At 35.6% G+C, this 25,798-nt stretch carries 27 protein-coding genes; 13 read left to right on the forward strand and 14 right to left on the reverse strand.

What is annotated here, in order from left to right; all coding sequences use genetic code 11:
* Positions 1 to 38 precede the first annotated feature (38 nt).
* Positions 39 to 1,505: a hypothetical protein gene (locus IPH52_01585; GenBank protein MBK7053733.1), complete on the forward strand. Its 1,467-nt coding sequence runs from the start codon at positions 39 to 41 to the stop codon at positions 1,503 to 1,505.
* A 45-nt stretch (positions 1,506 to 1,550) separates the two neighbouring features.
* On the opposite strand, the gene IPH52_01590 is transcribed toward IPH52_01585, so the two are convergent.
* Positions 1,551 to 2,177 (reverse strand): hypothetical protein, encoded by a 627-nt coding sequence (locus tag IPH52_01590; protein MBK7053734.1) that lies wholly within the window; start codon positions 2,175 to 2,177, stop codon positions 1,551 to 1,553.
* A gap of 358 nt (positions 2,178 to 2,535) precedes the next feature.
* Here IPH52_01590 and IPH52_01595 point away from each other — a divergent pair, with 358 nt between their 5' ends.
* Positions 2,536 to 3,699 (forward strand): hypothetical protein, encoded by a 1,164-nt coding sequence (locus tag IPH52_01595; GenBank protein ID MBK7053735.1) that lies wholly within the window; start codon positions 2,536 to 2,538, stop codon positions 3,697 to 3,699.
* 107 nt (positions 3,700 to 3,806) lie between these two features.
* Here IPH52_01595 and IPH52_01600 read toward each other — a convergent pair whose 3' ends face one another.
* Positions 3,807 to 4,022, reverse strand: a complete 216-nt coding sequence (locus IPH52_01600) for a hypothetical protein (protein MBK7053736.1) — start codon at positions 4,020 to 4,022, stop codon at positions 3,807 to 3,809.
* 65 nt (positions 4,023 to 4,087) lie between these two features.
* On the opposite strand from IPH52_01600, the gene IPH52_01605 reads away from it, so the two are divergent.
* Both IPH52_01605 and IPH52_01610 read left to right on the forward strand, forming a co-directional pair.
* A complete protein-coding gene (locus IPH52_01605; protein ID MBK7053737.1) occupies positions 4,088 to 4,753 on the forward strand; it encodes a hypothetical protein in 666 nt (221 codons plus the stop codon).
* 25 nt (positions 4,754 to 4,778) lie between these two features.
* Positions 4,779 to 6,611, forward strand: coding sequence for a M23 family metallopeptidase (locus tag IPH52_01610; GenBank protein ID MBK7053738.1), 1,833 nt, complete (start codon positions 4,779 to 4,781; stop codon positions 6,609 to 6,611).
* Positions 6,612 to 6,622: 11 nt separating this feature from the next.
* On the opposite strand, the gene IPH52_01615 is transcribed toward IPH52_01610, so the two are convergent.
* A complete protein-coding gene (locus IPH52_01615) occupies positions 6,623 to 6,973 on the reverse strand; it encodes a phage holin family protein (protein ID MBK7053739.1) in 351 nt (116 codons plus the stop codon).
* A 124-nt stretch (positions 6,974 to 7,097) separates the two neighbouring features.
* Between IPH52_01615 and IPH52_01620 the strand changes: the two genes are divergently transcribed.
* Positions 7,098 to 8,090 carry a DUF898 family protein gene (locus IPH52_01620; GenBank protein ID MBK7053740.1) on the forward strand — a complete coding sequence of 331 codons (993 nt, stop codon included), beginning with the start codon at positions 7,098 to 7,100 and terminating at the stop codon, positions 8,088 to 8,090.
* Here the strand turns inward: IPH52_01620 and IPH52_01625 are convergent.
* From IPH52_01625 to IPH52_01635, 3 genes are all read right to left on the reverse strand, one after another.
* Positions 8,067 to 8,936: a hypothetical protein gene (locus IPH52_01625; protein ID MBK7053741.1), complete on the reverse strand. Its 870-nt coding sequence runs from the start codon at positions 8,934 to 8,936 to the stop codon at positions 8,067 to 8,069. The genes IPH52_01620 and IPH52_01625 overlap by 24 nt on opposite strands.
* A 127-nt stretch (positions 8,937 to 9,063) precedes the next feature.
* On the reverse strand, positions 9,064 to 10,056 hold the full coding sequence (locus IPH52_01630) for a hypothetical protein (protein MBK7053742.1): 993 nt from the start codon (positions 10,054 to 10,056) through the stop codon (positions 9,064 to 9,066).
* Between the two features lie 7 nt (positions 10,057 to 10,063).
* The gene (locus IPH52_01635; protein ID MBK7053743.1) at positions 10,064 to 11,503 is read right to left on the reverse strand and encodes a glycogen synthase; all 1,440 of its coding nucleotides are present in this window, start codon (positions 11,501 to 11,503) and stop codon (positions 10,064 to 10,066) included.
* A 210-nt stretch (positions 11,504 to 11,713) separates the two neighbouring features.
* Here IPH52_01635 and IPH52_01640 point away from each other — a divergent pair, with 210 nt between their 5' ends.
* Genes IPH52_01640 through IPH52_01650 form a run of 3 tightly spaced genes read left to right on the forward strand, consistent with a single transcriptional unit; the run spans position 11,714 to position 14,124 of the window.
* Positions 11,714 to 12,526 (forward strand): SDR family oxidoreductase, encoded by an 813-nt coding sequence (locus tag IPH52_01640; GenBank protein MBK7053744.1) that lies wholly within the window; start codon positions 11,714 to 11,716, stop codon positions 12,524 to 12,526.
* Positions 12,527 to 12,874: a cation:proton antiporter gene (locus tag IPH52_01645; protein MBK7053745.1), complete on the forward strand. Its 348-nt coding sequence runs from the start codon at positions 12,527 to 12,529 to the stop codon at positions 12,872 to 12,874.
* Positions 12,835 to 14,124 carry a Na+/H+ antiporter gene (locus IPH52_01650; protein ID MBK7053746.1) on the forward strand — a complete coding sequence of 430 codons (1,290 nt, stop codon included), beginning with the start codon at positions 12,835 to 12,837 and terminating at the stop codon, positions 14,122 to 14,124. Before IPH52_01645 ends, IPH52_01650 begins: the two co-directional genes overlap by 40 nt.
* Before the next feature lie 176 nt (positions 14,125 to 14,300).
* Here IPH52_01650 and IPH52_01655 read toward each other — a convergent pair whose 3' ends face one another.
* From IPH52_01655 to IPH52_01680, 6 genes are all read right to left on the reverse strand, one after another.
* The gene (locus IPH52_01655; protein ID MBK7053747.1) at positions 14,301 to 14,603 is read right to left on the reverse strand and encodes a hypothetical protein; all 303 of its coding nucleotides are present in this window, start codon (positions 14,601 to 14,603) and stop codon (positions 14,301 to 14,303) included.
* A complete protein-coding gene (locus IPH52_01660) occupies positions 14,600 to 15,580 on the reverse strand; it encodes a sodium-dependent bicarbonate transport family permease (protein ID MBK7053748.1) in 981 nt (326 codons plus the stop codon). The genes IPH52_01655 and IPH52_01660 overlap by 4 nt, the downstream gene beginning before the upstream one ends.
* Positions 15,580 to 16,251 carry a carbonic anhydrase gene (locus IPH52_01665; protein ID MBK7053749.1) on the reverse strand — a complete coding sequence of 224 codons (672 nt, stop codon included), beginning with the start codon at positions 16,249 to 16,251 and terminating at the stop codon, positions 15,580 to 15,582. Before IPH52_01665 ends, IPH52_01660 begins: the two co-directional genes overlap by 1 nt.
* A 215-nt stretch (positions 16,252 to 16,466) precedes the next feature.
* Complete coding sequence (locus IPH52_01670) at positions 16,467 to 16,781, reverse strand: MarR family transcriptional regulator (GenBank protein MBK7053750.1); 315 nt, start codon at positions 16,779 to 16,781, stop codon at positions 16,467 to 16,469.
* A gap of 165 nt (positions 16,782 to 16,946) precedes the next feature.
* On the reverse strand, positions 16,947 to 18,776 hold the full coding sequence (locus tag IPH52_01675; protein ID MBK7053751.1) for a hypothetical protein: 1,830 nt from the start codon (positions 18,774 to 18,776) through the stop codon (positions 16,947 to 16,949).
* Between the two features lie 62 nt (positions 18,777 to 18,838).
* Positions 18,839 to 19,069 carry a hypothetical protein gene (locus IPH52_01680; GenBank protein MBK7053752.1) on the reverse strand — a complete coding sequence of 77 codons (231 nt, stop codon included), beginning with the start codon at positions 19,067 to 19,069 and terminating at the stop codon, positions 18,839 to 18,841.
* 201 nt (positions 19,070 to 19,270) lie between these two features.
* On the opposite strand from IPH52_01680, the gene IPH52_01685 reads away from it, so the two are divergent.
* Positions 19,271 to 19,471: a hypothetical protein gene (locus IPH52_01685; GenBank protein MBK7053753.1), complete on the forward strand. Its 201-nt coding sequence runs from the start codon at positions 19,271 to 19,273 to the stop codon at positions 19,469 to 19,471.
* 116 nt (positions 19,472 to 19,587) lie between these two features.
* Here the strand turns inward: IPH52_01685 and IPH52_01690 are convergent, their stop codons facing one another.
* Positions 19,588 to 21,183 carry an anti-sigma factor antagonist gene (locus IPH52_01690; GenBank protein ID MBK7053754.1) on the reverse strand — a complete coding sequence of 532 codons (1,596 nt, stop codon included), beginning with the start codon at positions 21,181 to 21,183 and terminating at the stop codon, positions 19,588 to 19,590.
* A gap of 113 nt (positions 21,184 to 21,296) precedes the next feature.
* On the opposite strand from IPH52_01690, the gene IPH52_01695 reads away from it, so the two are divergent.
* Together IPH52_01695 and IPH52_01700 are read left to right on the forward strand one after the other, a co-directional pair.
* Complete coding sequence (locus IPH52_01695; GenBank protein MBK7053755.1) at positions 21,297 to 21,746, forward strand: DUF393 domain-containing protein; 450 nt, start codon at positions 21,297 to 21,299, stop codon at positions 21,744 to 21,746.
* 112 nt (positions 21,747 to 21,858) lie between these two features.
* Complete coding sequence (locus tag IPH52_01700) at positions 21,859 to 22,506, forward strand: hypothetical protein (GenBank protein MBK7053756.1); 648 nt, start codon at positions 21,859 to 21,861, stop codon at positions 22,504 to 22,506.
* Here IPH52_01700 and IPH52_01705 read toward each other — a convergent pair.
* A complete protein-coding gene (locus IPH52_01705; protein MBK7053757.1) occupies positions 22,487 to 23,167 on the reverse strand; it encodes an SPOR domain-containing protein in 681 nt (226 codons plus the stop codon). The genes IPH52_01700 and IPH52_01705 overlap by 20 nt on opposite strands.
* A gap of 432 nt (positions 23,168 to 23,599) precedes the next feature.
* Between IPH52_01705 and IPH52_01710 the strand changes: the two genes are divergently transcribed.
* On the forward strand, positions 23,600 to 25,159 hold the full coding sequence (locus IPH52_01710; protein MBK7053758.1) for a restriction endonuclease: 1,560 nt from the start codon (positions 23,600 to 23,602) through the stop codon (positions 25,157 to 25,159).
* Positions 25,160 to 25,265: 106 nt separating this feature from the next.
* On the forward strand, positions 25,266 to 25,781 hold the full coding sequence (locus tag IPH52_01715; GenBank protein MBK7053759.1) for a hypothetical protein: 516 nt from the start codon (positions 25,266 to 25,268) through the stop codon (positions 25,779 to 25,781).
* The last annotated feature ends 17 nt before the right edge of the window (positions 25,782 to 25,798 follow it).

Genomic DNA, 25,798 nt, shown 5'->3' on the forward strand with positions numbered 1-25,798 from the left:
GTTCCTGAATAACTCAGATTACACAAAGGAATAAAACTATGAATTTTTCTACTTTACGGTATTGGCATTCATTTAATAGAAATACTTCTATGAAATATTTAGTTAGATCGTTATTCTTCTTAGTCAGCATTTCCATTTCAGCGGACACCTTTCAAAATATAAACGGATTCTTCGGTGAAAGAGCTGCCGGTATGGGCGGAGCCTATTCAGCTATATCAGATGATGTCTCAGGAACTTATTATAATCCCGGTGGAGTTGCATTTGCGCAAAATTCGTATTATTCGATCAACGCAAGTAGCTATAATCAAATCAAAGTAAACCACAAAAATCTATTCGGACCGGGTCAAAATTATAGACGAAATTCAAGAAACTATCTTCCTAATTTTATTGGTTTCATAAAGAAGGATGGAAAATGGACTTACGGCTTCTCGGTATTAAACCCTATCAATCAATCTTTCGATCAATCGGATCGTATCATACTTCCTATCTACCGCCGAAACCTATCTCAATTGGATATTAGCTATACGGAGGAAAACTTTCGTTTGCTGGCAGGACCTAGTGTCTCGTATTTGCTCACTGATAAACTTGGAATTGGACTAACGACCTATTATATGTATGATAGCAATCGAGTCATTATAAATGCTAATGAAAACCAATTCAATGATAATGTCACTACTGTAGGCGAGCAAAATAGAAGAAGAACAAGCGGAATTATTCCTGTTCTGGGTATTCAGTATATGCTCACAGAAAAAATTTCCTTCGGACTATCTATGCGAAGAATTTACGTTACCGGCGGAAATGTTTCCTATCGAACCAATGTAACTACTGCCGGAAGAACGGGAGGTCCTTCCTCTGTCGCAATTCAATCCACAGAAGAAGGAGGAGGTAAGGTAGATACTTTCAACCTAACAATCCTTAGCCCCTCAACCTATCAAATTCCACAAACAACTGAGATTCGATTTGGAACGGCTTTCTTTATTAACCGCAAATTTACAGTTTCTGCCGATGCAATCTACACTTCCGGGTATATGATAAAATTAGCGGGTAATACCTATAATGCAAAGAGTGGTGTAATCGGATTAACCGATCCCTATGCAAATGACCTAAGAAGAAATCAAACACTCAATTACAGTGTAGGCTTTGAATACTTTATAATGGATAGTCTTGTCTTAAGACTCGGGCATTTTACAAATAGATCCAATAACGAGCAAACTCATTGGGGAGAAGCAGCCTGGTTTGCCGCCTACCGTCAGATTAACAGGGGTAGTGCAGATATAACACTTCGGGATAATCTTACTTATACTATCCCTGAAAAAAGAGAGCAATACATCAACCTAACGGGATACTCGATAGGAATTGGTATTGAAAATGCTAGAAACTCTTTTAGTCTTACACTGATGATTCAAAATGGCAAAGGTCTTGGCACTATAGACAGAAACCAATTGCCATCTACTTCTATTTATAGAGAGAGCACTGCCTATGTTTCAGGCAGCACTCGGTATTAATTAGGAATTCGGAATTGGTAATGAGAAATTTTGGACGAGTGTGGGTTAATAATGATTAAACTCTATGAGTAGGCTTTTACCGGCATATTCTGAGTAGCCTGTGTGTATGGTTTTCTTAATAAAGTCAGCAAAGGATGATAGGGATTTGCCGCCTAATAAAACGCTAAAATATCTGTCCTTGTCTTCTTTTGCTTCCTCTGATTCTAATTGATATTCCCAAATTAAATCTTTTATTCTAAGAGCCCAAGCTTCATAAGAAATTTTCAAATCCTCTGCAAAGAAAACATCAGCGGTGATTCCTTTTTCTTCATCCTTCTCGATAGAAATAAATAAATCATCATTTTCGCTTAAACTAATTTGAATATCATCTAGAGAATCATTTGGCAAAGCGCTCAGTTTTTCTAAAAATTCTTCGAGCCGATTTAGATCACCTTTAATTGTAAAATCAGTTTGATTTGAGTCTTCTTTCTCTTTTATTTTTTTACTACTTAGGCTAGTTGCAAATCTATCAGAGCTATCGAAAGCAGAAAAGTCCTGTGCTTGATTGCCTGCGATTAGTGTAGACTTTGGCTTTGTATTTTTACTTTTTAAAATCAATGTAATTAAAGAATAAATTCCAACTCCAAACACGATTCCAAATAATAAAAATGAACTCAGATTAAATGTTTCCATATACCCTCTAAAACTTTTGTCCGTAGGCTATTCGGTCTTTCCAATTTGTCAATCTTGAAATTAGAATATTTGCCAAAGCCATTTAAATGGAAAACTAACGCACCTTACAAAAGGTGATTAAATACTATTATCCGCTCGTTTTTTTATACAATATGCGCCGGATTCTTTCTAAATTGTGCAGATTATACCTGATAGACCAAAACAAAATGACTATCTCCTTGTCTTCATGGCTATAAAATCAAACATATACGACATAAAGCAGTGATTTCATATATTTCATTCTAAATTTTCAAAAATAGAGTTTCACGAAATCGTTTATGGATTGTCAAATTCAGGAAACAACATATTTCAGTTAAATATGAACTTTAAAATATTTACTTTATTCATTTTTTTTTCATTAGGCGCAAGTCTTCTTGCACAAGATAAAAAAATTCCTCTTCCTGCTAGCTTAGCTGACTTAGAAGGTCTTTGGGAAGTAACGAAGATCGAACAGCCCTATGGTTCGACCGACACAAGTTCCGTTCAGCAATGGCTTGGAAAAAAGGTATCCGTTTCTCAAAGCAAAATCACACTCTTGGATGAATTTGAACTTTACGGCAAATTAGGATTTACCGGAAAGGAATGCGATACAAAAGGTGGAAACGTTAGACCGATTACTTTTCAAAAATATTCTAAGTATGATGCAACTAACAAAGATTCTCTGGTTATTAAAGCAGATGAGAAATTGGCTCTTGGAGATTTTTACATTTGTAAAACAACTCCATTTGCAGAATTCCTTTACTTGCCTAAGCAAGAATCAATTGCACTCTATTCTCCTGCGCCTGGTGCGGCAAATACATCGTTATCCAGTGGATTTTTTGTATATCTGAAACGAATTTCAAAAACTCCAGTACAAACAATTAGTGCACAGACAGGAGAAATTCTTCCTGCAAGTTTTAATTTTTCAGATAAAGCAGTAGAAGCTATCAAAGAATTGGAATCTTTCCGTGACCATCTTTACTTAGATGGCAATAAGAATTTCATTTTTGGATACGGTCATTTAGTCGCTCCAAACCCACAACTAATTAGAGAAGGATTTGAGCATCCACAAGAAATAAAGGATGAAATTCAAAAATTCAAAACTAAATTTGGAACAGGTGCAGGGGATGGAACTGCAACACAACAAGAGAAAAACGAAGCAGTGGACATGTATCTTCGTAAAGATCTTGGTATCATTATTGGGAACATGAAAAAATTTATCACCGTTCCTTTGTCTCAGAACAAGATAGATGCAATTGTGATTTACCTCTTCTGGAGAGGCTCTTATGCAAACGACACAACAACAAATGGAAAAATGGTCTTAGAATTTTTCCAATTGATTAACGCAAAGAATGATTCCGGTGTTGCCAATTTTATAAGAACTCGCTTAAAGAAAGACGTAGATGGGAAAGACATTCCATTTAGTCCAGGGCATCCTGACAGACACAATAAAACAGCGACTCTTTATACGGACGGTATTTACGCAAACCCTTGGTTGTGGTAAATAAGGAGTAATCGCTAAGGGCTGTGTAAAAACATGAAAATGCTGTCATGGTGAGTCTGTCGAACTACGGCACTCATGGCAACAGTTTTTTACACAACCCATAGCATCTAACAACAATTAACCTCTTCTTGCTTCGGAGGGCATACCACACTTCCATACGAGCAGAACACACAGCAATCCCCTTCTTTTGGTTTAAGCCATTCATTACAATTTGTGCATGTATAAAAACGCATACAGGCATTCGTTGGCATCACTTCTTCCTTTTTAAACCCGCATTTGGGACAAGTAATCATTGATTGTAAGAGTATTTTATTAAAATTCATTTTCTTTTTATCAATCTTGATTTTTTTTGCTTCCCATTCTTATATTATAGTTAGATTATTACTTTATGATTCGAATATTTATTCTTTTCTCCTTTCTGTCATTAGAAATTTTTTCTCAAGCTACCATAACAAAAATAGTCAATGAGAAAGGTGCAATAAAAAACCTTACGGAAGAACAATTCGTAAGCAATGTTGTCGATCTCATTCACAATGAAAAGCAAATTATCGCTTCGGTTAATGCGGGAGTGCAAGTCGAATATAAACTCACAGGAGAGACTGTTTCCAATTTCAAAGAATTTGGAAATATGGCACTCGTCATTACAAATAAAAATTTACTTGCTATTTCAAATAACGCAACCGAATTCGCAAGGCAACCTCTTTTTAGCGATATGAATATTACTTATACAGTTTCGAATTCTCTAATATTTGTAATTACAAATAGGAAAATTTATTCGTATACTGTATCCTCGTCTGAATGGAGATCGATTGATTTAACAGGAGAGTATGTTAGATCTCATGCAGCATTTGACAAGACTGGAACTCTGATTACAAACAAGCGAATTATTTCGTATTCTGAATTTACAAAAGAATTTCATTTCTTTAATATAGATATTTTTACTCCGGTGAATAATTATACAGTGCTCGCAGATAAAATTATATTCGCTAGCTCACGAAAAACAATTATCTACCGAGCAACAACAGGCGAATATTCAGTTGTAAATTTCAATTAATCTAAATTCTTGGATGTTAGCAACTATGACATTCAAAAATTTTTTATATATACTACTTTCCCTACTATTTTCTATTTGCGCTTACAACTTATTATCCGATACAAACTCGCCTGCAAGCAATTCACCCGAATCAGCCAAACCTATCGAAGCAGGAACAAAGTATCCTGAATACGGCTGGCCTATCTTCGGTGATAAACTTGTCACAGGTAGCTTTGGAGAATTTAGATACTATCATTTTCATATGGGACAAGACTTTGCTACAGAGGCAAAGAACGGTCTACCGCTACTTGCGATGACAGACGGAAAAGTAATCAAGCTTCAAAGTTATCGTTATTCCATTGGAAATGCGATTATACTATTGCATGATGATGGATTTATGAGCCGTTACGGTCATATGAGCGGCTTTGCGGATAACGTATGGGCATCTATCCAGGACAAAGATGTTTTAGAAAAAAGAAAGCGAAGACAAGACTTCGAATACACACTTGCAACAGCAGAACAAGTTCGTGTAAAGAAAGGAGATGTGATTGGTTATTCCGGCGATACTGGAATTGGACCTTCTCATTTACATTTAGAAATTTTTAAGGATAATATCTATTATAACCCTGCGGACTTTGGATTGAACTATTTTGCTTTCGGCGGAATCAATATTTACGCAGTCGATATAGTTCCAGAAAACAATAAAAGTTTTATCAATGGAAAGAATGCAACTTATTCCATGCGATTCAAATTGGATAAGGATAAAAATCTTGTTCCTCTTCATGGGGAGGTTCTAAAAATAAAAGGAGACGTTAGTCTCAGTGTCTATGGGAGTGAATCTTCCGGTCGAAGCAATAAGATAGGATTTCAGAAAATCACGGTTGGTCTCAATGGTGCGGAATTGCAAGAAGTTAATTTTAATAAAATTTCAAGCTTCCATACATTTCGTTCCTGCTTTGTATTGGATAATTACAAAAGTAGAATGAATGGCAGACCCTTTAAGTATTTCACGCATACCAAAGATGGAAATACTCTACTCGGATTTAAAAATCAGCAAGTTGGTGCAGGGATAGTTCGTTCTGAAAGTTTTAAAGAAGGGGAAAATGAAATTTCACTTGCCCTCTTTGGAATCTCAAAACTTCCCGCCCTTGCTAAGATCAAAGTAGAAAAGGATAACAAAGAGTATCCAGACGGAGAAATTAAAAAATTCAATCTCTCCCATGATAGCTACATTACAGTATCAACGCCCGACAAAAAAGGAGAAGCATTTTTCCCTGCCTATTCCATATTTACACAAGCAAATGTATCCATCGAAAAAAGCAAAAACCAAAAAGTCTTAGATAAAGATATGAGTCTTGAGTCAGAAATCTATACAGTGGAGCCCGATTACAAAGAATTTAACCTTGGCTATGATTTGTATATAAAACTCGACAAAGAAATCAACGCAGAAAAATTTGGACTCTATCAACTCGCAAATAACGGAAAGGTAATCAAGAGTTTCCCCGGCGTATACTTCAATACAACTGAAAAATTCTTTCGCGCTAGAATTAAGGCTACTGGTAATTTTGCGATAGTATCTGATTATGCAAAGCCGACACTAAGAATCTATCGACATAAAAACAATCAGGTATTTAAAGGAAATGAATTTAAAATCTATCTAATTGCATCCGATCATGGAACAGGAATTCCAGATTCCTCACTTATCGTAAAAGTGGATGAGAAAGAAGCCTATTTAGACTTAGATCCAGAGACGGGACTTAGAGAAATATTTTATCCAGATTCAATGCGCGATGTAGGCAAACATACAATTACCGCTACAGCCAAAGACCGAGCAAATAATATTGCTGAGCCTTTGACTTTTACCTATGAAGTGAAATAGAATGACTTCGCTTATCTCTCGCCAAAATAATTTGCAATAGCGAGAAAAAGACCACCTAAGAAAGCAGCAGTGAAACTTGGGACACTTAGCATTTGCGGGAACAAACCTTTAATTAGTAGGATGATTACTGCATTCAGCAGAAGACCTGCGATGCCTAACGTTAGGTAATATATTACCGCACCGATTCCAAGTGTGAATATGACGATTAATTTGCGAGCAGCAAAATTCAGTGCAAGAAAAACTATCACGATAATGAAAGCATCCTTCCAATCTCCCGATACACGAAAGCCTGAATCGATAAATGGAAAAACAAATAAGACAACTAACACCTGTAGAAAAATGGATAATAAAAATTTCTTCATTTAAAACTCCTTCCATCATAATTTATGATTGTAAAAAAATTACAATGAAATAAAGAAAATTGTTTCTTGCTTATTAGTTTTTTAAAAATATAGTCATTTAAATTGATTTCCAAGAGGAGTTTATATGACTGATACGAGTCTAGAAAATATAGGGAGTCCGGCGCCACAGAGATTCTTATTCACAGCAAACGGAGGAGATTTTTTTGGTATAGCAATCAAAAATTTTTTTCTTACGATCATCACACTCGGAGTTTATTGGTTCTGGGCAAAAGTTGAGATAACAAAATTCCTCTACAATAATACAAAATTCCAAGAATCTTCTTTTGACTATCATGCCACAGGCTTAGAAAAATTCATTGGATTTCTAAAAGGAATCGGCATATTGCTAGTTTATGGTATTTTTATTGGAATCGTCACTTGGATACTAACAAAGGCTGTCGGAGAATCAACGGCGACAACGATAGTAACTCTTCTTTCTTATCTAATTATTTTTTCAGTATTACCAATTATCATTATTGGGGCGCTACGATTTCGATTGAGTCGAACCTCCTTTCATGGAATTCGTTTTCAATTTCTAGGAGAGCCAAAAGAATTCACTATCTTATTCTTAAAGTCAGTCGGGCTAACGATTGTTACCTTCGGATTCTATTATCCTTGGGCGATAGTCGCCATATCTACCTACATCGCAAGGAATTGTCTTTATGGCAATCACGCATTTGATCTAAGAGTTAAAGCAGAAGAACTTTTCTTTACTTTTATAAAAGGTTTTCTTTTATCATTGGTCACTTGCGGAATTTATAGTTTTTGGTTTCGGGCTGATCTTCATAATTTCTTTTGGAATAATTATTACTTTCAAAATGGAAAAACTATCTCTGATTTAAAAGGAGATACTCTATTCATTACTTTTTTAAAATCGGTAGGGTTAATGGCGATTACCTGTGGAATTGGATTTGCCTGGGTAATTATTATGAATCAAAAAGTAATCATTGAAAGCCTTTCTTTCAGCACTAATATTGACTTCGATTCGATTTCCAATATTCCAATCAAGCCAGGCTCTGCGACCATTGATAGTATTGGCGGAGATGCACTCGATTCATTTGGATCTATTGCTGGATAATCCCTCTGATCTAGAGCGGATAACCCTAAGTATATTCTGCTGAATATCTCGCATTAAAAAATCGCTCCAGACTTCTGCATAGAAATTAAATCTTGTAGAAAGTCTGTAGCGGCTAAACAAGTGTAGCCTTATTTGGTTAGCACTGATTTTTTCAATTTCATACTGTCCTATAAGCGTATCAAAATATCTTCCACCAACAACAACATGGCTGTCGAGAGTAGTTAGAGGTGTATTGGCTGGTTCAGATCTAATTTTAAAGGTCAACTTCTTTTCTTTTTCCCAGTCAGTAATTGTTTCTAAAAACATAAGTCCCTTTTCAAACTTCGCCTCCCGAATACCTCCAATTCCTTCATAAGAAAGCGTAGCCTCAACAGGTCTCGGAAAACCCATCGCATAAAAAAAACTTTCCTGTGGTTCAGTAATCTTGGGGATACGAGTAATTTGACTCCAAACTATTTCTGAAGGTGCATTTATCAAAATAGATGTATTGACCTGTAAAATTTTATCATCCAGAGGATAACGCTCTTCTACCCCACTTACAATAAACGGCATAATAAGCAAAGCACCGAGAGCAAACGAATTCATCCTATTCGAGTTGTAGACAGTAAAAAAAGCGCCACCTATGACTCCACCTAAAGAGGCTAACGGTAAATAAATCGGAACTGCCATAATCAAACAAATCGTGCCTTCCATACCTGTGATAAAAGAAAGTAGTAAACAAAGCGAAGCTGTTGCCCAAGGCATAAAGATTCGATAAACCCAAGAAGATTGCGATTCAGTATTCGCAAAATACAGAGTAATCACTCCAAGAGCAATCGGAAGAATAAAAACAAAGCCCATCGTCATAACAGTAAACCAATCTTTCAATTCGTCACGGCTCAATACAAATTGACAGAATAATCCGTATAGAGCACCAATCGCCACCCCAATAAATAGAGATATTTTATTTCCCTTCGGTAAATTCATTGTTGCCTCATTTTTTTTGATTTAGTTTTTGCGTGTTCTTTGATTTTAATGCAAGAGCGATATACTCTGTTTCAATTTGATCGATAGATTTGCCGGTAAGCTCTTCTATTTTTTGAATTGCCTTTTGTCCCAATTCTTTGCCTTGGTAGTTTGGAGATAATTCATACACATAGGATTTGACAAATGGAATGATTTTATTTTCAACCCATAGATAACAAAATAAAAAACGAGCCGCAGAATAGCCGTAATCCTCACGCATTTCATCACTTAGTAAAAATTTCTTAAGAGGAGTCAATTGTTTTTTGTGGATAACATCCTGTAACTCCGGCAATCTCCAATTTGTATACCCTTCAATGAACTTTCCATTTCGAGTAGATCCCATTTCATAAAAGGAGGCAAAGCCTTCATTAAACCACTGTTGCACATCACTGTCCGTATTCAAATCAATGAAGGAATGAACCATTTCATGCCATAGTGTTCCGGGTCCTGAGTTGTAGTAAGTATAAAGAGTCCTTTCCGTATTAGTATAATAGTCAGGGGATTCGGGATAATAAACGCCGTAAGTAGTATATCCCATTTGTTTGATAAACTGACTCTTATTCTTAAAGAAAATAATTCGAAGTGTAAATCTCGGCTCATAAATAAAATAACGGGAATACGTATCGTTATAAAAAATTTTAAGCTTCTCTTCGATGACATCCATTTCTTTTTCCGTGCACATATACGCGATGTTATAATATTTCGTATAACGCACCTTGAATTCTAATTTATAGAGTGATTTCAAATCTGCTTTAAAATCACTCGTTTCTTTTTTCTTTATTTGCTCATATTCAGTTGCGCTTATGGATTGATTTAGATAGAAAGTTTTATTTTTCTCTACCCTAATTTCACTCAAAAGATTTTTTCTGTTCTTGAGAGAATCTTTTCTCTTTGATTCACCTCCTAGACTTGCGGTAGTTACAATCAGAGCTACAACAAGCAGAAATATCTCTTTACGCATAATGCGATTATCCTTTTATCTTGGCTATCGCGCGATTGTATAAACGTGTATACTCAGAACTTCCTTTCTTCCAACTCCAATCCAATTTCATTATCCTCTCTCTTTTTTCGCTCAATTCAATTTTATTATAATAAAGGGATAATGCACGATCAAGCGCATAATTTAAAGAATGCTCCACTCCAGCTTCGAATACTAATCCATTCGATTGTTTCCTATCCCAAGATTCTTGGACTGAATCCTTTAATCCTCCAACTCTCGAAACAATTGGAATTGTTCCATAAGCATGGCTATACATTTGGTTAAGCCCGCATGGCTCAAATAAGGAAGGCATTAAAAAGAAATCAGAAGCAGCTTCAATTCTTCTCGCGAGCGACTCATCAAAGCCTTTATAGAAAAAAATTCTACCGTTCGAATGATGGGACTCATGAAACAGTGCGCCTTCTATTTGTTTGTCGCCACTTCCTAGCACAAAGTAATAGAAAGGCATTTTCCATTTTTGATAAAAAGAATTTAAAAAAGTATCAAATCCCTTCTGGTGCGTTAGTCGCCCGATTAAACCAATCAAGGGTCTATGTAAATCTACATGCAATCCATATTCCTGATAGAGCGCTAGTTTGTTTGCAAGCTTTCCTTTTTCAATGGTTGCAAGGGTATAATTTTTGTAAATTTTCTTATCGAGTTCTGGATTCCATTCTTTTTCATTGATTCCATTTAATATTCCAGTAAGAGAATCCTGTCTGCCATTCATTAGCCAAGAAAGGGACTGTCCCATTGGTTCATGAAGAATTTCATCTCGGTATCCTTGACTAACAGTCGTTATCTCCTGTGCAAGAGTCAGTGCCGCTTTCATAAAATTCGCTTTATGTAAATGGTCAAATACTTTTATATCTAAATAAAATGGATCTATTCGCAAGAATCTACACATTTCGGTAGGATGATCGCCTTGGTAGGCAAGGTTATGAATCGTAAAACAGGTTGGTTTTTTTTTGCTTTGTGTATTACAAAGAATAGTCACTATTGCTGTATGCCAGTCATGCGAGTGAACCAAGTCAACATCCAATTCTAACGCTAAGTGATAACAAGCATAAGAAAAAACAGCAAAGTTAAAGTGCTCATTCGCGTTTGCATAAATTCCTGGTAGATCACGAAAAATTGGTGAGTCAAAAAAATATAACTTACGAGAGCCATCAATTGCTTCTTTAAATTTAGAGTTTTTTAAAATTTTGCACGCATCCGAATGGTATGCAATAGAATCATCAATACAAGCAAATTCTCTTCCCGTGAAATTTGGTTGCTGATTCATTTTTTGTATAATTGGCAATGCAACAAATACTTCATGGGAACCTCCTTCACCAGATTGAAATTCACTCAGGGAAGAAAGCATATCTGATAGCCCTCCCGCTTTAATGTAGGGAAAAAATTCTGCCGTAGTATGTAGTATTTTCAAAGTGATTCCTTTTTTTACTTTCTTTAAAAAGAAAAGTTTTTCAGTCTGAATTAACGATAATATTGGCATAATCTTATGAAAGAAAAAAATTTTATTTCAGTAAGATATATATCATAAGTTTTGTAAAAGAATTCCTATTTGTAGTCCATTTAACTTATTTTCGGTGACAAGATTACAGGAATAGCTACTAAAATATTTCTGGAGGAAGATATGAGTAAAACATTTATAGTGACTGGAGCATCTGGCGGGATAGGAATCGAAATTGTTCGAGGACTTTTAAGCGAAGGGGCATTTGTAATTGCAACTGACATTAATGCTAAGTCTTTGGAGGAATTAAAAAGAGAATTCTCTCACTACAAAGAAAAACTAATTACAGAAATTTTGGACGTGCGAAAGCCAGAACTCTGGGAAAAAATCATTGAAAAAGCAAAATCACAACCCGCCCCATTCTATTGCTTAATCAATTCCGCCGGAGTAATACTACCCGGTTATATTATTCATTCAACTTCAGCAGATATTGATTTTCATATTGATGTGAATACGAAAGGCGTCATGATTGGCTCCCAAGCTGCTGCCAAATACTTTGTAGAAAAAAGAAGTGGACATATTATTAACATTGCCTCTCTTGCCGGGATTTCTCCTATCCCCGGAATAGCTCTTTACTCGGCTTCTAAATTTGCAATCAGAGGATTTACACTCGCCCTTGCAATGGAACTGGAGCAATACAATGTGAACGTAACCTGCATTAGCCCAGATGCAGTTGCAACCCCAATGTTTGATTTGCAAAAGGATTATGAAGAAGCTGCGATAACCTTTAGCGGATCAAAGCCATTATCCGCTGCCGATATTGCAGATATTGTAATTGATACTATCGGAAATAAAAAAATGGAAATCACTGTTACTAAATTCAGAGGAATTCAGGCTAAGCTAGCAAGTATGTTTCCTTCGTTAGCTTCCAACGTAGTTTCCATTCTTAGATCAAAAGGAATTCGCAACCAACAAAAATTAAAAAGTGGTTTTTAAATGAAAGAAATTGAAATCGTATTCGGACTATTAGTTGTTGTTACCGCCCTTGCAGCTATAGCTGGAAAGGTAAAAATTCCCTACCCAATTCTTTTAGTTTTAGTAGGAGCATTGATTGGATTCATTCCATTCTTGCCCAACTATGAATTAAATCCAGATATTGTTTTTCTTGTTTTCCTTCCACCTATTCTATATTCAGCCGCTTGGTATACATCTTGGCGAGATTTTAAAGAGGAGCTTAGACCAATTAGCCTGTTGGCGATTGGATTGACTCTTGCGACTACGACTGTCATTGGATATACAGCCTATTGGCTCATAGATGGAATTTCGCTACCCTTAGCTTCGTAATTGGAGCTATTGTTTCGCCACCGGACGCTGTAGCGGCTACTTCTATTACCCTCGGACTCAATTTGCCCAAGAAAGTGATAACAATTCTAGAAGGAGAAAGTCTCATCAACGATGCAATCGGACTTGTCGCCTATCGTTTCGCAGTCGCATCTGTTGTTACAGGAAGCTTTTCATTCATCAATGCTACTAGCAGTTTTTTTCTAGTCTCTTTGGGAGGTATCTTCATTGGTTTTCTATTTGGATTTTTAGTATCTCGACTTCATAAATGGTTATTCAATAATCCGGCTATTGAAACAGCCATTACAATACTAACTCCATTCATCGTCTATTTAACCGCTGAGAACATCCACGTATCAGGAGTTCTCGCGGTTGTAACAACAGGACTCTTTTTAACTTGGAGATCTCCGGAGCTTTTTTCCCCACAGACCAGACTACAAGCAGTAGCCACATGGGACATTATCATTTTTCTATTAAACGGATTCATATTCCTTTTGATAGGACTTCAATTACCTACTATTATGGAAAAAATTCCTGGTGTTTCTTTCGGAAAATTAATTTTCTATGGTGTAGGAATCAGCATTATTGTAATTCTGATAAGAATTTTATGGGTAATACCTGTTAGCTACCTATCTTTCAGAATTGCACACAAACTAAATCCACAAAAAACAAGAAAAACCTCTTGGCAATGGAAAGAAGTTTTCATTGTTGCCTGGACAGGAATGAGAGGTGTTGTATCTCTTGCGGCTGCTATGGCTTTGCCGCTAACACTCGCAAACCAAGAAATTTTTCCTTATAGAAGTTTAATCTTATTTATCACTTGCTGTGTAATTTTTATTACACTCGTATTCCAAGGACTTGCACTTCCATTCATAATAAAAATTTTAAAAGTCAAAGGTGATACGAGTATAGAGGAAGAGGAAATACACGCGCGACTTCTTGCGGCTCAAGCGGCACTTGATTACTTGAATGAAGTAGAATTGGAGGGGGATGTCTCTGTTGACATGATTAACTGGCTCAAAGCAAAGCATAAAGCAAGAATCAGGCAGATTAAAATTGAGTATCACCATTTAGACAAAACCACAACCAGCAATGTTTTTCTTCCTGATAGATATTTGCAAATTCAAAAAGCAGTGATTGCGGCTGAGCGAAGCATGGTGATTCAACTCAGAAGGGAAGGAGTTATTAACGATGAGTCACTTCGTAAAATAGAAAGGGACTTGGACTTAGAAGAAGCTAGGCTAAAAAAATAAAGCTACTTAGTATAATCAATAGCCCGCGATAGCTCGGCTGCTGCTGGTGCGCGACTAAGTGATGGGGGGACGAACCCATCGGTGTAACCCCCACATTCAGCGCTGGGCACGCTGGTAACTCACCTTGAGTAAGGTGAGTAATTAAGACAAATACTGAGTAGCCGCTGAATTGCAGACTATTGAAATTTTTCTTTCCTTAACACGTTTACTTCATGGCTAAAGGCAATCATTTTATACTTTGGGAAATATTCTTTTTGCAATAAGCTGAATATTTTTTCTGTAAGCTCAAGACTTGCGAGGATTTCAATTCGTATATTTCTTCCCTCCCAATTATCATCTCTTCGCAGACTAAGTCCTTCTCCGTGGGCTTCACTAACAGTGTAACCTTTTACACCAAGTGCTTTAATATCTCCAATCAATCTTGCTTCAAGCACATCAACGGAGATAATCGTTATTAGTTGTATCGTATGTAGATTCATGAGTTTACTCCAAATATAAATTTAGCAATCGAAAGGTAAAGCGGAAGTCCAAGCACAATATTAAATGGGAACGTTATAGCAAGAGCTGACGTTAGGTAATATGTCGGGCTTGCTTCCGGCAGTGCAATTCGAATCGCTGCGGGTGCAGCAATATAGGAAGCACTCGCACACAATACTCCAAATATCGTAGATCCTCCAAGAGATAATCCAAGTGCCTTACCTAAATAGATTCCGATGCAAGCATGAACAATTGGCATGATGAGTCCAAAGCCAATTAAAAAAGGTCCCGCTTTTACTAAGTCACCTAGTTTTCTTCCTGTAACAAGTCCTACTTCCAAAAGGAATAATGCTAATACTCCTTTGAAGGGTGTGTCAAAAAGTGGGGCTACTTGCTCGAAACCCTTCTTGCCAGAAAGAAATCCAATGACGAGTCCACCTATTAATAAAACAGTTCCTCTGCCGGCAAATAACTCATGAAATAATTTTCCCCAAGAAGATGTGCTTTCTTCTTTAGATTGAGTTCTTGCGATAAATATAGCAATTAAGATTGCTGGAACTTCCATGATCGCAAGCATAGTTGGCATAAAACCTTCGAAGCTAACACCCATTGTCTCCATATAAGAAAGGCTTTCACTGAATGTTACAGCAGAAACGGAACCATAATGAGCAGCAATGGCAGCAGCATTGGTTACACTGAATTTACCTATCTTATTTAATATGAAGTAGGACCAAATCGGTATTAAACTACACATTAAAATGGCACCAAGGGCAGGCTTATAGAATTCATTCAATGGAGTGGCGGAAAGTTTTACTCCTCCTTTTAAACCAATTGCAAATAGTAAATAAATCGTAAGACCTATATAGAGTCCTTCAGGAAATTTCAGATCGCTCTTTATTAGTGTCGCAAAAATTCCGAGAGCAAAGGCTAACACCATCGGTGATAGTAATTTTGCAGCAAGTGAGTTAAATAATTCCATTACTTCTTCTCCTTTGAAATTTTATTCAAATAATTTTCAGGGAGTAATTCCACTTTGCCGGTCTCAAGATGATACACTGCACCAACAATTTTAATTTCTCCCGATTTAGTTTTTTTAGAAAGAACAGGCTCAAGTCCTTTTAACTGTTCTACTTGCTTTGCGACGTTTACTCGGACTGCATTGTCAACTAAGTCACCTTCCATATCCCTTGCAATTTCAGCAGCAGGTTTAATTGCATTAATAAGAGTTACAATATGTCCTGGCACATCTGGCACTACACAGGCAGCAGATACTGCACCACATTTTGTATGTCCCAACACTACAATGAGTTTTGCACCTAAAGCCGTTGTCGCAAATTCCATACTTCCCCATGATGCATAGCTAGATACTTGACCAGCAGTTCTTACAATGAATAAATCACCAAGTCCTTGATCGAAAACAATTTCATTTGGAACACGAGAGTCAGAACATCCAACAATGACTGCAAAGGGTTTTTGACCAGCCGCAAGTTCTTTAATCTTCTCAGGTGTTTGGTTTGGTCGAATCGATTTACCTGCGACAAATCTTTTATTCCCTTCAGTTAACTTTTTCAGGGCATCGTCTGAATTTACTTGTGCATTTAAACTCTGTAAAATGCTCATTAGAAACAATAGGCATGTAAGTTTTCTCATTTTTAAACTCCTTAATTAAACAGATAAATACAATGATATTTTATGTATATTTTTTAACAAGCATTTTAATACATGAATAATATTTCATGTATTAAAATGCTCATTTAATATGAAATGAAAAAATTAAACTAAATCAATTATTACTTTAAAGATAAAGAAAACACGAATAAAAGGGAAAGATTCTAAGAAATTTGGTGAGGGTTACGAGAATATGCTTATTTTAGAAGTTTTAGCAAGTCACCAATTGTTTTATGGGACTCTAGCGGATGACGAAGAGAGATGGATTCGTGGATTTTGTATTTATTTCGTCTGCCTTCTTTTGTGCGAACGATGATTCCGACAGTTTCCAAATCTTCAATAATACTGATGACTGCTCTTTCTGTAATACCCACATTAAACGCCAAATCTCTCAAACGAATAGTTGGATCTCTATAGAGACAAATTAGAACATGTGCGTGGTTACTGAGAAATGTCCAGTCCTGCTTATTTGAACTAATTGAAACGATAGTCTTTGATTTTTTGGCTGCCATAAAAATTGAATCTAAAGACAATATTCCTAGATAATCCAATGAAATGTCAAATGTAATTTAATTCCTGAATTATTTTTCTAGAAATCAAATTAGTGCATCTATGCTAATCTGAAGGAAGTAAAGACAGACTTTAAACTCTTGCGTGTCTGTTAAAGAATTAGTATTTTAAAAATCTAAATCTAAATTTTCAATTTTTAAAATTCTTAAAGCATTTGTAGATTTGATTACGCCATCTTTTATTTTATAATCAAAGCTCATTCTATTTTCCTTTACAGTTTCCGTGAAATGAGCAATTTTTTGCTTTTTATTTTTAATAGCTAAATCCACATCATGCGTAGTTATAAAGATAAACGAATTTGATTGCATTAATTTTTGTAAAATTGCTTTCGATGCAATTAATCTCTCACGAGTATTTGTGCCTTTCAGTAATTCATCCAACAACACTAAATACTTGCCCGATTCTTTTGTCTTATTTAAGATATAAGCAATTCGTTTTACTTCAGCATAAAAAAAAGAGATACCTTCTTCTAATGAATCTTCATTCTTTATACTAGAAAATATTTCTAATGGAGGAAACTGCATCTTATCCGCTGCTACAACAGAACCACATAGACCAAGTAAAACATTAAGCCCAATCGTTCTAAGATATGTTGTTTTACCTGACATATTGGAACCGGTAATAATCAGGCTTTCACCTGTTGCAATTTTCTTTAATGGATTAGAAACAGATTGATTTCTTTCAATTAGCGGATGACGCATATTCTCAGCCGACAACGAAACAAAACCTGAATCAATCACTGGAAACATATAATCAGGATTGTGAAATTTAAAAATGACAAAGGGTAAGATTGAATCAACTACATCAAGGCTTTCCGCAATATATTTCATTTTTTCACGATATTCTTTTTGCCATTTTGCCAATGCGGTTAATTGCCATAAATCCCAAAGAAAAAGCATATTTAATATATAATGCATGAATGGAGCATTCTGCATTGAGATTCTAGATATAATTTTATCTAAATTCTTAAACATTATCTCTATCTCAACTCGGCTAAAGTTTGAAAAGGAAAAAGATTCTTTCTCTGATTGAATAGGAATTCCTGAAAGATAGGTAGATACTCGTTTAATGGAAGGAATTTCTTCTTGTATGTTTTTAAAAGATTTCAAAGCAATGCTGATTTCTTTTCGATTCATAATAAATAGGATTGTATTAATAAGAAAAAGACTCGCGCTGATAGGTGGAGAATCAGCAAGGAATAAATAAAAACTAACTAACCATCCGAATATAATGTAAGGCTTGTATAATCTGCTAAGTATTTTCTTCTTTTCGAAAAATTTGCTTTGATACTGATACAGAGGGGCTAAGTTTATTTTACCCGAACCCTCTTCTATATGAGCCTCATCTAAAATACGTAAAATTTTTAGCGGCGAGTATGTCTTAGCACAAAACTCTTTCACTAGATTTTGGCGAGATTGAATTTTTTCGATGGTTTCCGGGTTAATGCGTAGCAAATTTTCTAAAAAGAGTTTTTCTCCACCAACTGTTCTTGTTGTGTTCAGATATGTGAATAATCCTGTTTTGCCAGAAATCCCAATATCTCGATGAAAATGATTTTTTAAACCAAACCGATTGATTGCAATATCATAATCATAAAATGTATCTAGTTTAAACTCAAATCTTAAAACTTCCTTCTGTAACAAATTTTCATAGGAATGAAGTCTTAATCTAAAAATATTTATCTTTCGATAGTAAAATACTAAAAACAAAAAGACTGCAAAGAAAACAAAAATGGGGAGAAGATAAAGGCGATTATCCGTTCGAGTTAAATAATAAGAAAGCAAAGATCCAGAAAACAAACCGAAAAGAACTAATCGAAGTAAGCTAAGCGTATTTAGTTTCTTTTTAACTTGCTTGAGTAATGCTGATAGTTTAGCAATTCGTCTATTGAGAAATTCACCGACGGATTTGGGTTGATTTAAATACTCTTGAGGCATAAAGATACCAAGAAAGTCTTTCGAATAGGAGCCTAGACGGCAAGTGTTTTATTTAAAAAGAATTAAGCGGCATTGACGTTCTCGTAATTTTCTACTTCCCTTCGATAAATCTCAAGGTCGAGAGTGCGAACGAGACTACCTAAGTCATTTAAAATCCAACGATCTACCAGCTTTCCTCTATCCTTGCCTTTGAACTTATCTAAATAGATATAGCCGAATAAATCGGTGCCATATTCGTAAGAAACGAATCTTCCTTCTTTTTTGCCTGTATTATTAACTAATTTGATACACATGTGATCTGACAGAAATTCTTTATTTTTGTACATTCTATAATGGTACAGAAAATGTACAATTATTTTTTTTGTCTTAAGTATTTTTTATTTATCTCGATAGTTATATTAGGGTAAATAGACGCTTCAAGGATGAAAGTCTTTTGCTCTTTATAACATATATAAAAACACACAAATATAATTCAAATACGCACGGAGGCGGATATGTATTATTCAGAAATGGATGAGAACCTAAAAAGTTCCTTCGCAAAAAACAATTTATCTAATGCAAACCTTACAAGTGAGTCACAACTTCCTGACTTTGGTCTAAAGGCTCGCGAATTATTAAACTCACGTCAAATGCAAAAGCTCGCCCGCATTCGCGCAAAACGAATCAAGAACGCAAGGAATTTTATTAAGGATTAATTCTAACTGTCACCTCGAATGGCTTTATCGTGAGAGGTCTATCTGGCAAATAAAAACAGTATTAAGCTAGATAGACCTCTCACGGTGGGGCGGTTCGAGGTGACAGTAAAAGTCAATTATCTAGATGTAGCAGAGATAATTGATTCAACAATGTCTCTTGCTTCATCCATAGAAGTTGCTACACGTATGTGATTTTCTAAGCGGGTAATAGTGAATACTTTGCGAACGCTATCAACGATATTCGTAACAATGAATTCTCCACCACGTTTTCGAAGCCAACCAACTATCTGGATAAAAGCCCCAATCGCAGAAGAATCGATAAACTTACTGTCACTCAAATCAAAAATAACAAAGCGGTATCCATCTCTCATTTGAGATTGCACAGTAGCTTTAATGTCCGGACATTTATAGAGATCTATATCGCCAATAACTTTGTATTCAAAGATTCGATCATGAACATCAACGCCGCCCGTGTCAATAATATCCATTCTACTGTATAGGTCAGTTCCTTCTGCCATAAAATGCTTACTTGCAGTAGCTGCATTTTCTCTCAGCTTAACTTCAATATTTTTAAGGCGCTGTAAAATAGGACTTAATACATCAGCAGATAACTTTATATTATCCTCAACTCGTTCGATAGCTGCCTGTAATAATGTGCGAGCCATTCCGATATCATTTTCTTTTATCAGACGACCTGCTTTAATTACTGTTTTCGCCGATGAAGTTACCAATCGTTCTACAACAACTTCCTTGTCTGACTCAGACTCGGTTGTGCTTTTAACTAAAGGCACAGAGCGACTAGCTTTATCTAAACGCATTTTTTCAAAAAGATTATAAAAGGAAACATCAATATTAACTAAGTCTGAAGAATCCATTGGCTTCTCAGCATCTATCTCTAAGGACATTACAATATTACGAGTATCATCTGCTCTAACATCTCCTGACTGGATAGATATGCTTCCATCTTCATTTGCTTGAAACGGATAATCGTTGTATATCTCAAGCATCTTAACATTCGGAGCAAATTTTAGTTTAAGTTCAACTGCCTGTGCATACAGTGCACCTATGTCGCCAAACTCACGAAAGAAAATTTCCGAGGTTTGTTCGGGACTACTTACATAATAAAAATTTCCACCACCATTGACAGCAATGTCTCTTAGAGAAGTCTCATTAAAATCTTCTCCAAATCCAATCGTAGTCGTAGATACTCCGCGAGTTACGTGATCATTCGCAATTTGAATGAATTGCAGTGGGTCTTTAATGCCAAGAGTAGCCTGACCATCAGTGAGTAGTATCACACGCTTATAAGCGTTTGGAATTCCAGCAGACTCAACAGCACGCAAAGTCTGAAGCCAACCTCCGCTCATATTAGTAGACGTGGCAACTTGGATAGAACGAATCTTATCAATGACAGCTGATTTCTCTTTCAATTGGATAAGAGGTTGAACCACTTGCACATCTGCCGAATAGGCAATGACAGTTAGATAATCATGCCGTGTTAGCCAGTTTACGAGAGAGCAAGCTGCCTCGATTGTAGCTTCCATCTTATCGCCTTTCATTGACCAACTTTTGTCAATGGCTAAACCAATCACAAGAGGTTGTCGTTGTGGAAGGTGAACTGCTGGTGGGGTCTTCATTTTAATCAACAGATTGTTGATTTGACGGGTTCCATTTACTACACTAGGTCTTTCTAATTTAGCCTCTATTTCCATTCGACAAACAATAAGGACTATGAGAACTTATGCAAGTAGAAATAGATTTCGAGTAAGAAAAAAATGAGAACTACTATTCACCACCAATAGGAGCAAAATTGGTCTAACCGAGTATGAGAAAAATCATTCTATTCGATGGAGTATGCAATCTATGCAATGCTTCGGTAAACTTTATAATCGACAGGGATAATAAGAAGTTATTTCAATTTGCCTCCTTACAATCCGAATTTGCACAGAACTTAATTTCAAATTCCCAAAAAGAAGTTCTGTTTTTTACTTCTAAAGGTTTAATGCCGTTAAACGAATCTATTCGCAAAGAATTAAACTCACTCAATTCAATTCTCTATTTTGAAAATAATATAATCTATCATAAATCAGACGCTGCTCTTCGCATTTCAGAACATCTCGACGGATTATATAAAATTATCTCAATTGGAAAAATTCTTCCAACCTCTGTTCGCGATTTCATTTATGAGTATATTGCTCGTAACCGCTACAGATGGTTTGGTAAAACAGAATCGTGTAGAATGCCTTCACCGGAATTAAAAGAAAGATTCTTGTAATTTTTCAAAATAGCATTCTACAATCTAATAAAAAAATGCGCTACTGCGTAATCATTTCTCTTTTTCTTCAATAAGAACCTAGTTTCAAAAGAGTTTTCCTGTCAGATTATACATGTTAGAAAAAAATAAGTCCATTCCTACTTCATCTCCAAGCGAGTTTGCTCAAAAGAGGCAGACCTATGTAAAGAATGATTTGGTTTCTGGAGAAAGTTTTGAAAAATATCTCGGGAATATTTTGTCCAAATTAAGTTACCTAACACATTTCCCAAACTCCGAGTTAGATGTTAGCACAGAAAATTATATCAAAGATTATTCATCCATTAAATTAAAACTTGCTAGAGCAAGTGATATTGAGTCGAAGATTACCGAAATTATAAATCTATACATTGAATGCAGTTGGAGAAGTATTGGATATTTCCTAAGAAAGAAAACCCATACTGGTCTGCCTCTTTTTAAATATGAAAATTATATCGCAAATCGTCCAAAGTCAACTCTGATTATAATTGGTCATGGGGGTAATCCATCTTATCCTGAGAAAGTTTTTGTGACTCAACTTTCTCAATTTATAGACTTTGGAGAAACGATTGAATATGAATTATTCAAAGGCAATAAAGCTAAACACAGCCCTCATCAAAGAGCCTTGCATTTAAAACATTTTACAATTTGCAACAATAAGGAAGAACTAACGGAGACTTTTCTCAATCAAATCAACAAACTGAAAAATAATAAGAACTCCTTTCTTAAAACTGAATGTTCTTAATAGACGCTTCTTCAAAAACTCCACCACGGAACTTCTTGATTTGTTTCAACACTACCTTTGCATCTTTAACGTTATAATAGTAACCTAAGTATAATTTGCCGCTAGAAGTGCGAAAGAGTCTTCCTTGAAATTCTTGTTGGTCTTTGATTAGACTCGCACCCCATTTGTTGGCTTCCTCCCTACTAAACGTGCCAATTTGAATAATGTAGTTCACTTGATTTAACTTGGGAGGAAATTTTAAATCTTTGTGAATTGTTGGAAGAGCAGTCTTTGTAACTTTGTTTGTAGCTACTTCACTTGTAAATCCATCGGAATCTGAATTTTCCGATTTATTTTCCCGTGCAGTCGTTTGGTCTGGAGTCTCAACGGATAACGCATTTTCAGAAGGGTTTACATTTCGAAATGTATTGCTCTCATTTCCCATGAAGTAAGATTCTTTTTGATCTATCTTCATTCCGATCACTAGCCCGGATGTGAAGAATAAAATTGCCCCAATGAATAAGTATAAAAAAGACAAAGGTTGATGATTTGAATTCAGTATATTTAAAATGGAACCATTTCCAGAACTTCGGGAACTTTTCCCCAATGGAATTTTTGGCTCACTAGAATGAGTTCTTCTATCTTCTCTTTTTAATTTTCTAGAGTAATCAACGTTTTGCATCTCTTCAAAGTCCCCGCTTGTTAGTCAAATTTTCGGCAAAAACCATAATTTTTATTGGAGAAATATTCAATAATACATAATATTTTTATGTCATAAAGAATTACTTCCGAGGAATGTCATCTGACAGTATTTTAAGCTCCCGATGCACTAACTATACTACCAGCAATGGTCTTCGGTATACTATTAAGTATACTCATAAAGCCGAAATCAGTATATTTAATACTATACTTGATAGTATTCTTGACAGTATCTTTGATGTATTCAGAGGCAAAGGTAACTGTGTAGAGTTTACCAAATCACAGGAAATTAGTTCTTGCTAAAATAGATATATACGGTAGTGTTCGCGACGGAAGGAAAAATGAAAATGGATTGTAAAAGCCATCTATTTTATCCGATAAGTAAGTAAGTGATTATGAGTGGAAAAAACTTTAAATGAATATTTATCTTTTTGTAGCTGTAGTTTTAGCCCTCGGTATCCTAGCCGTCGTATATTTTATTTTCTTTGGAACCAAAGCTAATATTGTAGAAAAGGCTCTTGCCCTTGCTGCAATGGGAAATTTTATCGATGCCAAAGCAACTCTCCGAGAACAATTGGATTTAGAGCCAAATGATTCTCGTCTACTCTATACATTTTCCAAAATCTATTCAATGGAAAATGATTTACTCAACGAAGTAAGCTATTTAGAAAAAGTCAAATCCATTGGCAAATACGAAAAAGAGTATCCACCGATTCTAGTCAACAACCGCATTGCGAACATCTATTATCAGCAAGATATGTTCGATGAGGCTTTTTTCTATTATCTCGACTCACTCAATTACGATCCAGTCAATCTTGAAGCATTGATTCGGCTCGCATTCATGGCGGTCGGACAAAAAGACTTCGATATAGCTGATAAATTTATGCGTCAAATCCCAGACGAAGAAGTAAAGATCCAATCTTACTTCATCGCCAAAGGAGTAGTAACCGCTATGCTCAACAGAGACAATGACTTTGAGTATTTTGAAAAAGCATATAGAATGGATACAAATTCTCCCGTTGCTGGTTTTTTATATGCACTCTCTCTTTCTAAGATTCGTAAATTCAAAGAAGCTTACGATATAGTAAGTCCAATGATTGATATGACGGCAGATGATTTAGTCCGTTTTACAATTTCCCAATTCATCATGACTCTAAATTCTTCTATGAGTGATTATGTATCGGCTATGGTAAATGCTAAAACTTGCATAGATATTGCTAAAAGAAATAACTGGCATCTAGAAACAGCAGAGTGTAATGCCTATTATGCAATGCTATGTATAGTTCTAAATAACTTAGACGAAGCAAGTGAATATTTAATTGAAGCAGAAGCCGAGCGAGTAGATGATTACGACATTATTAGCTTAGCTCAATACAAAGCAGATTTGGAAGACGGAACGGCTACTCCCGGTAAGACGTCAGCTCGTGGTTATAATTTAAAAAATACGTTAAAGGATCTTCCCGAAAGACTTTTTTCAAAGGAAAGATACTTTGAAATCTCTGGTCTAAAATCATCAGACACAGTAAACATTCGCGGAATCATTAATCAGGATGGACAAAAGATTATTTCTAAAATGAACCAATTAAGTCCAGATAAGATTTCTAAACTTAATTCCATGAAAGGAAATATTTTTAAAAATACCTGTATTAAAATTTTAGCTGAATATGGATATAAAGTAAAACGAGAACTACCTGCCTTAGAAGCGGAAGGGGCTAATTTCGTTTGCATCAAAAAAGGCGAAGAAGACGATAGAGCTGTTTTTAGAATTCGTAAATGGAAAAACATGACAATCTCAGATGTATTCTTAACAGAACTTCTGAATTCAATGTCAGAGCAAGCGGCTAATAAAGGTTATGTTATCGGATCTGCCGAACTCACACCCGGAGCCAAAAAAGTAATCAAGGCTAACGACGGTAAGCTTGTAATCGTCAACGGTAAAGAATTAGAAAGTCTCTTAGAGAAAGTAATGAAGTAAGAATTAAGATCACCACAGTGCACGGATGTCGTTACTCATAAAAGATTTAATATACTGAACAAAATAAAATGCACAAAGAAACTCGTTTTTTATCGTTTTTTTATCGGTGTTCATCGGTGGTAATCTTTTTGTTTTTCTACTTTCAAAGCCAGATTCAATTCCAGTCGAACTAAAGCATACTTATACCGATGGAAATAAAGTAACTGAAAAAGATTCCGAGCAGATAATACAAATTATGCGTAAATTAGTAGCAGCAGTAGAAGAAAAAAATGCATCTAATATAGTAAAAAATATCTCCAAAGAAAAAGGAGCTTACCTAGATGTAAAAGGGCTCTGGGATTATGAAAGTATTCTAGAAGAAATCAAAAAAGAAGACTCCTATCTCGAAGTATATTTCTTTAATCACGAAAAATTAGTAAAACAAAAACAATCTGAAAACGTATTCACTGTTCTAGAACTACTCCAACAATCCGGCGGAGTCGAAGTAGATTTATTCTTTGAAAGCTCTACCGCTTGCGAAGGAAAACTAAGATTCAAGAAAAATAAAAAGTTAGAGAAGGATATGAACAATCCCTACTTTTTAAAAGTAAACGGGAAGTGGTATTTGTATAGGTTATTCTAGGTGAGACATCTACCAAG

The sequence above is a fragment of the Leptospiraceae bacterium genome (assembly GCA_016708435.1).
Taxonomy (GTDB): Bacteria; Spirochaetota; Leptospiria; order Leptospirales; family Leptospiraceae; genus UBA2033.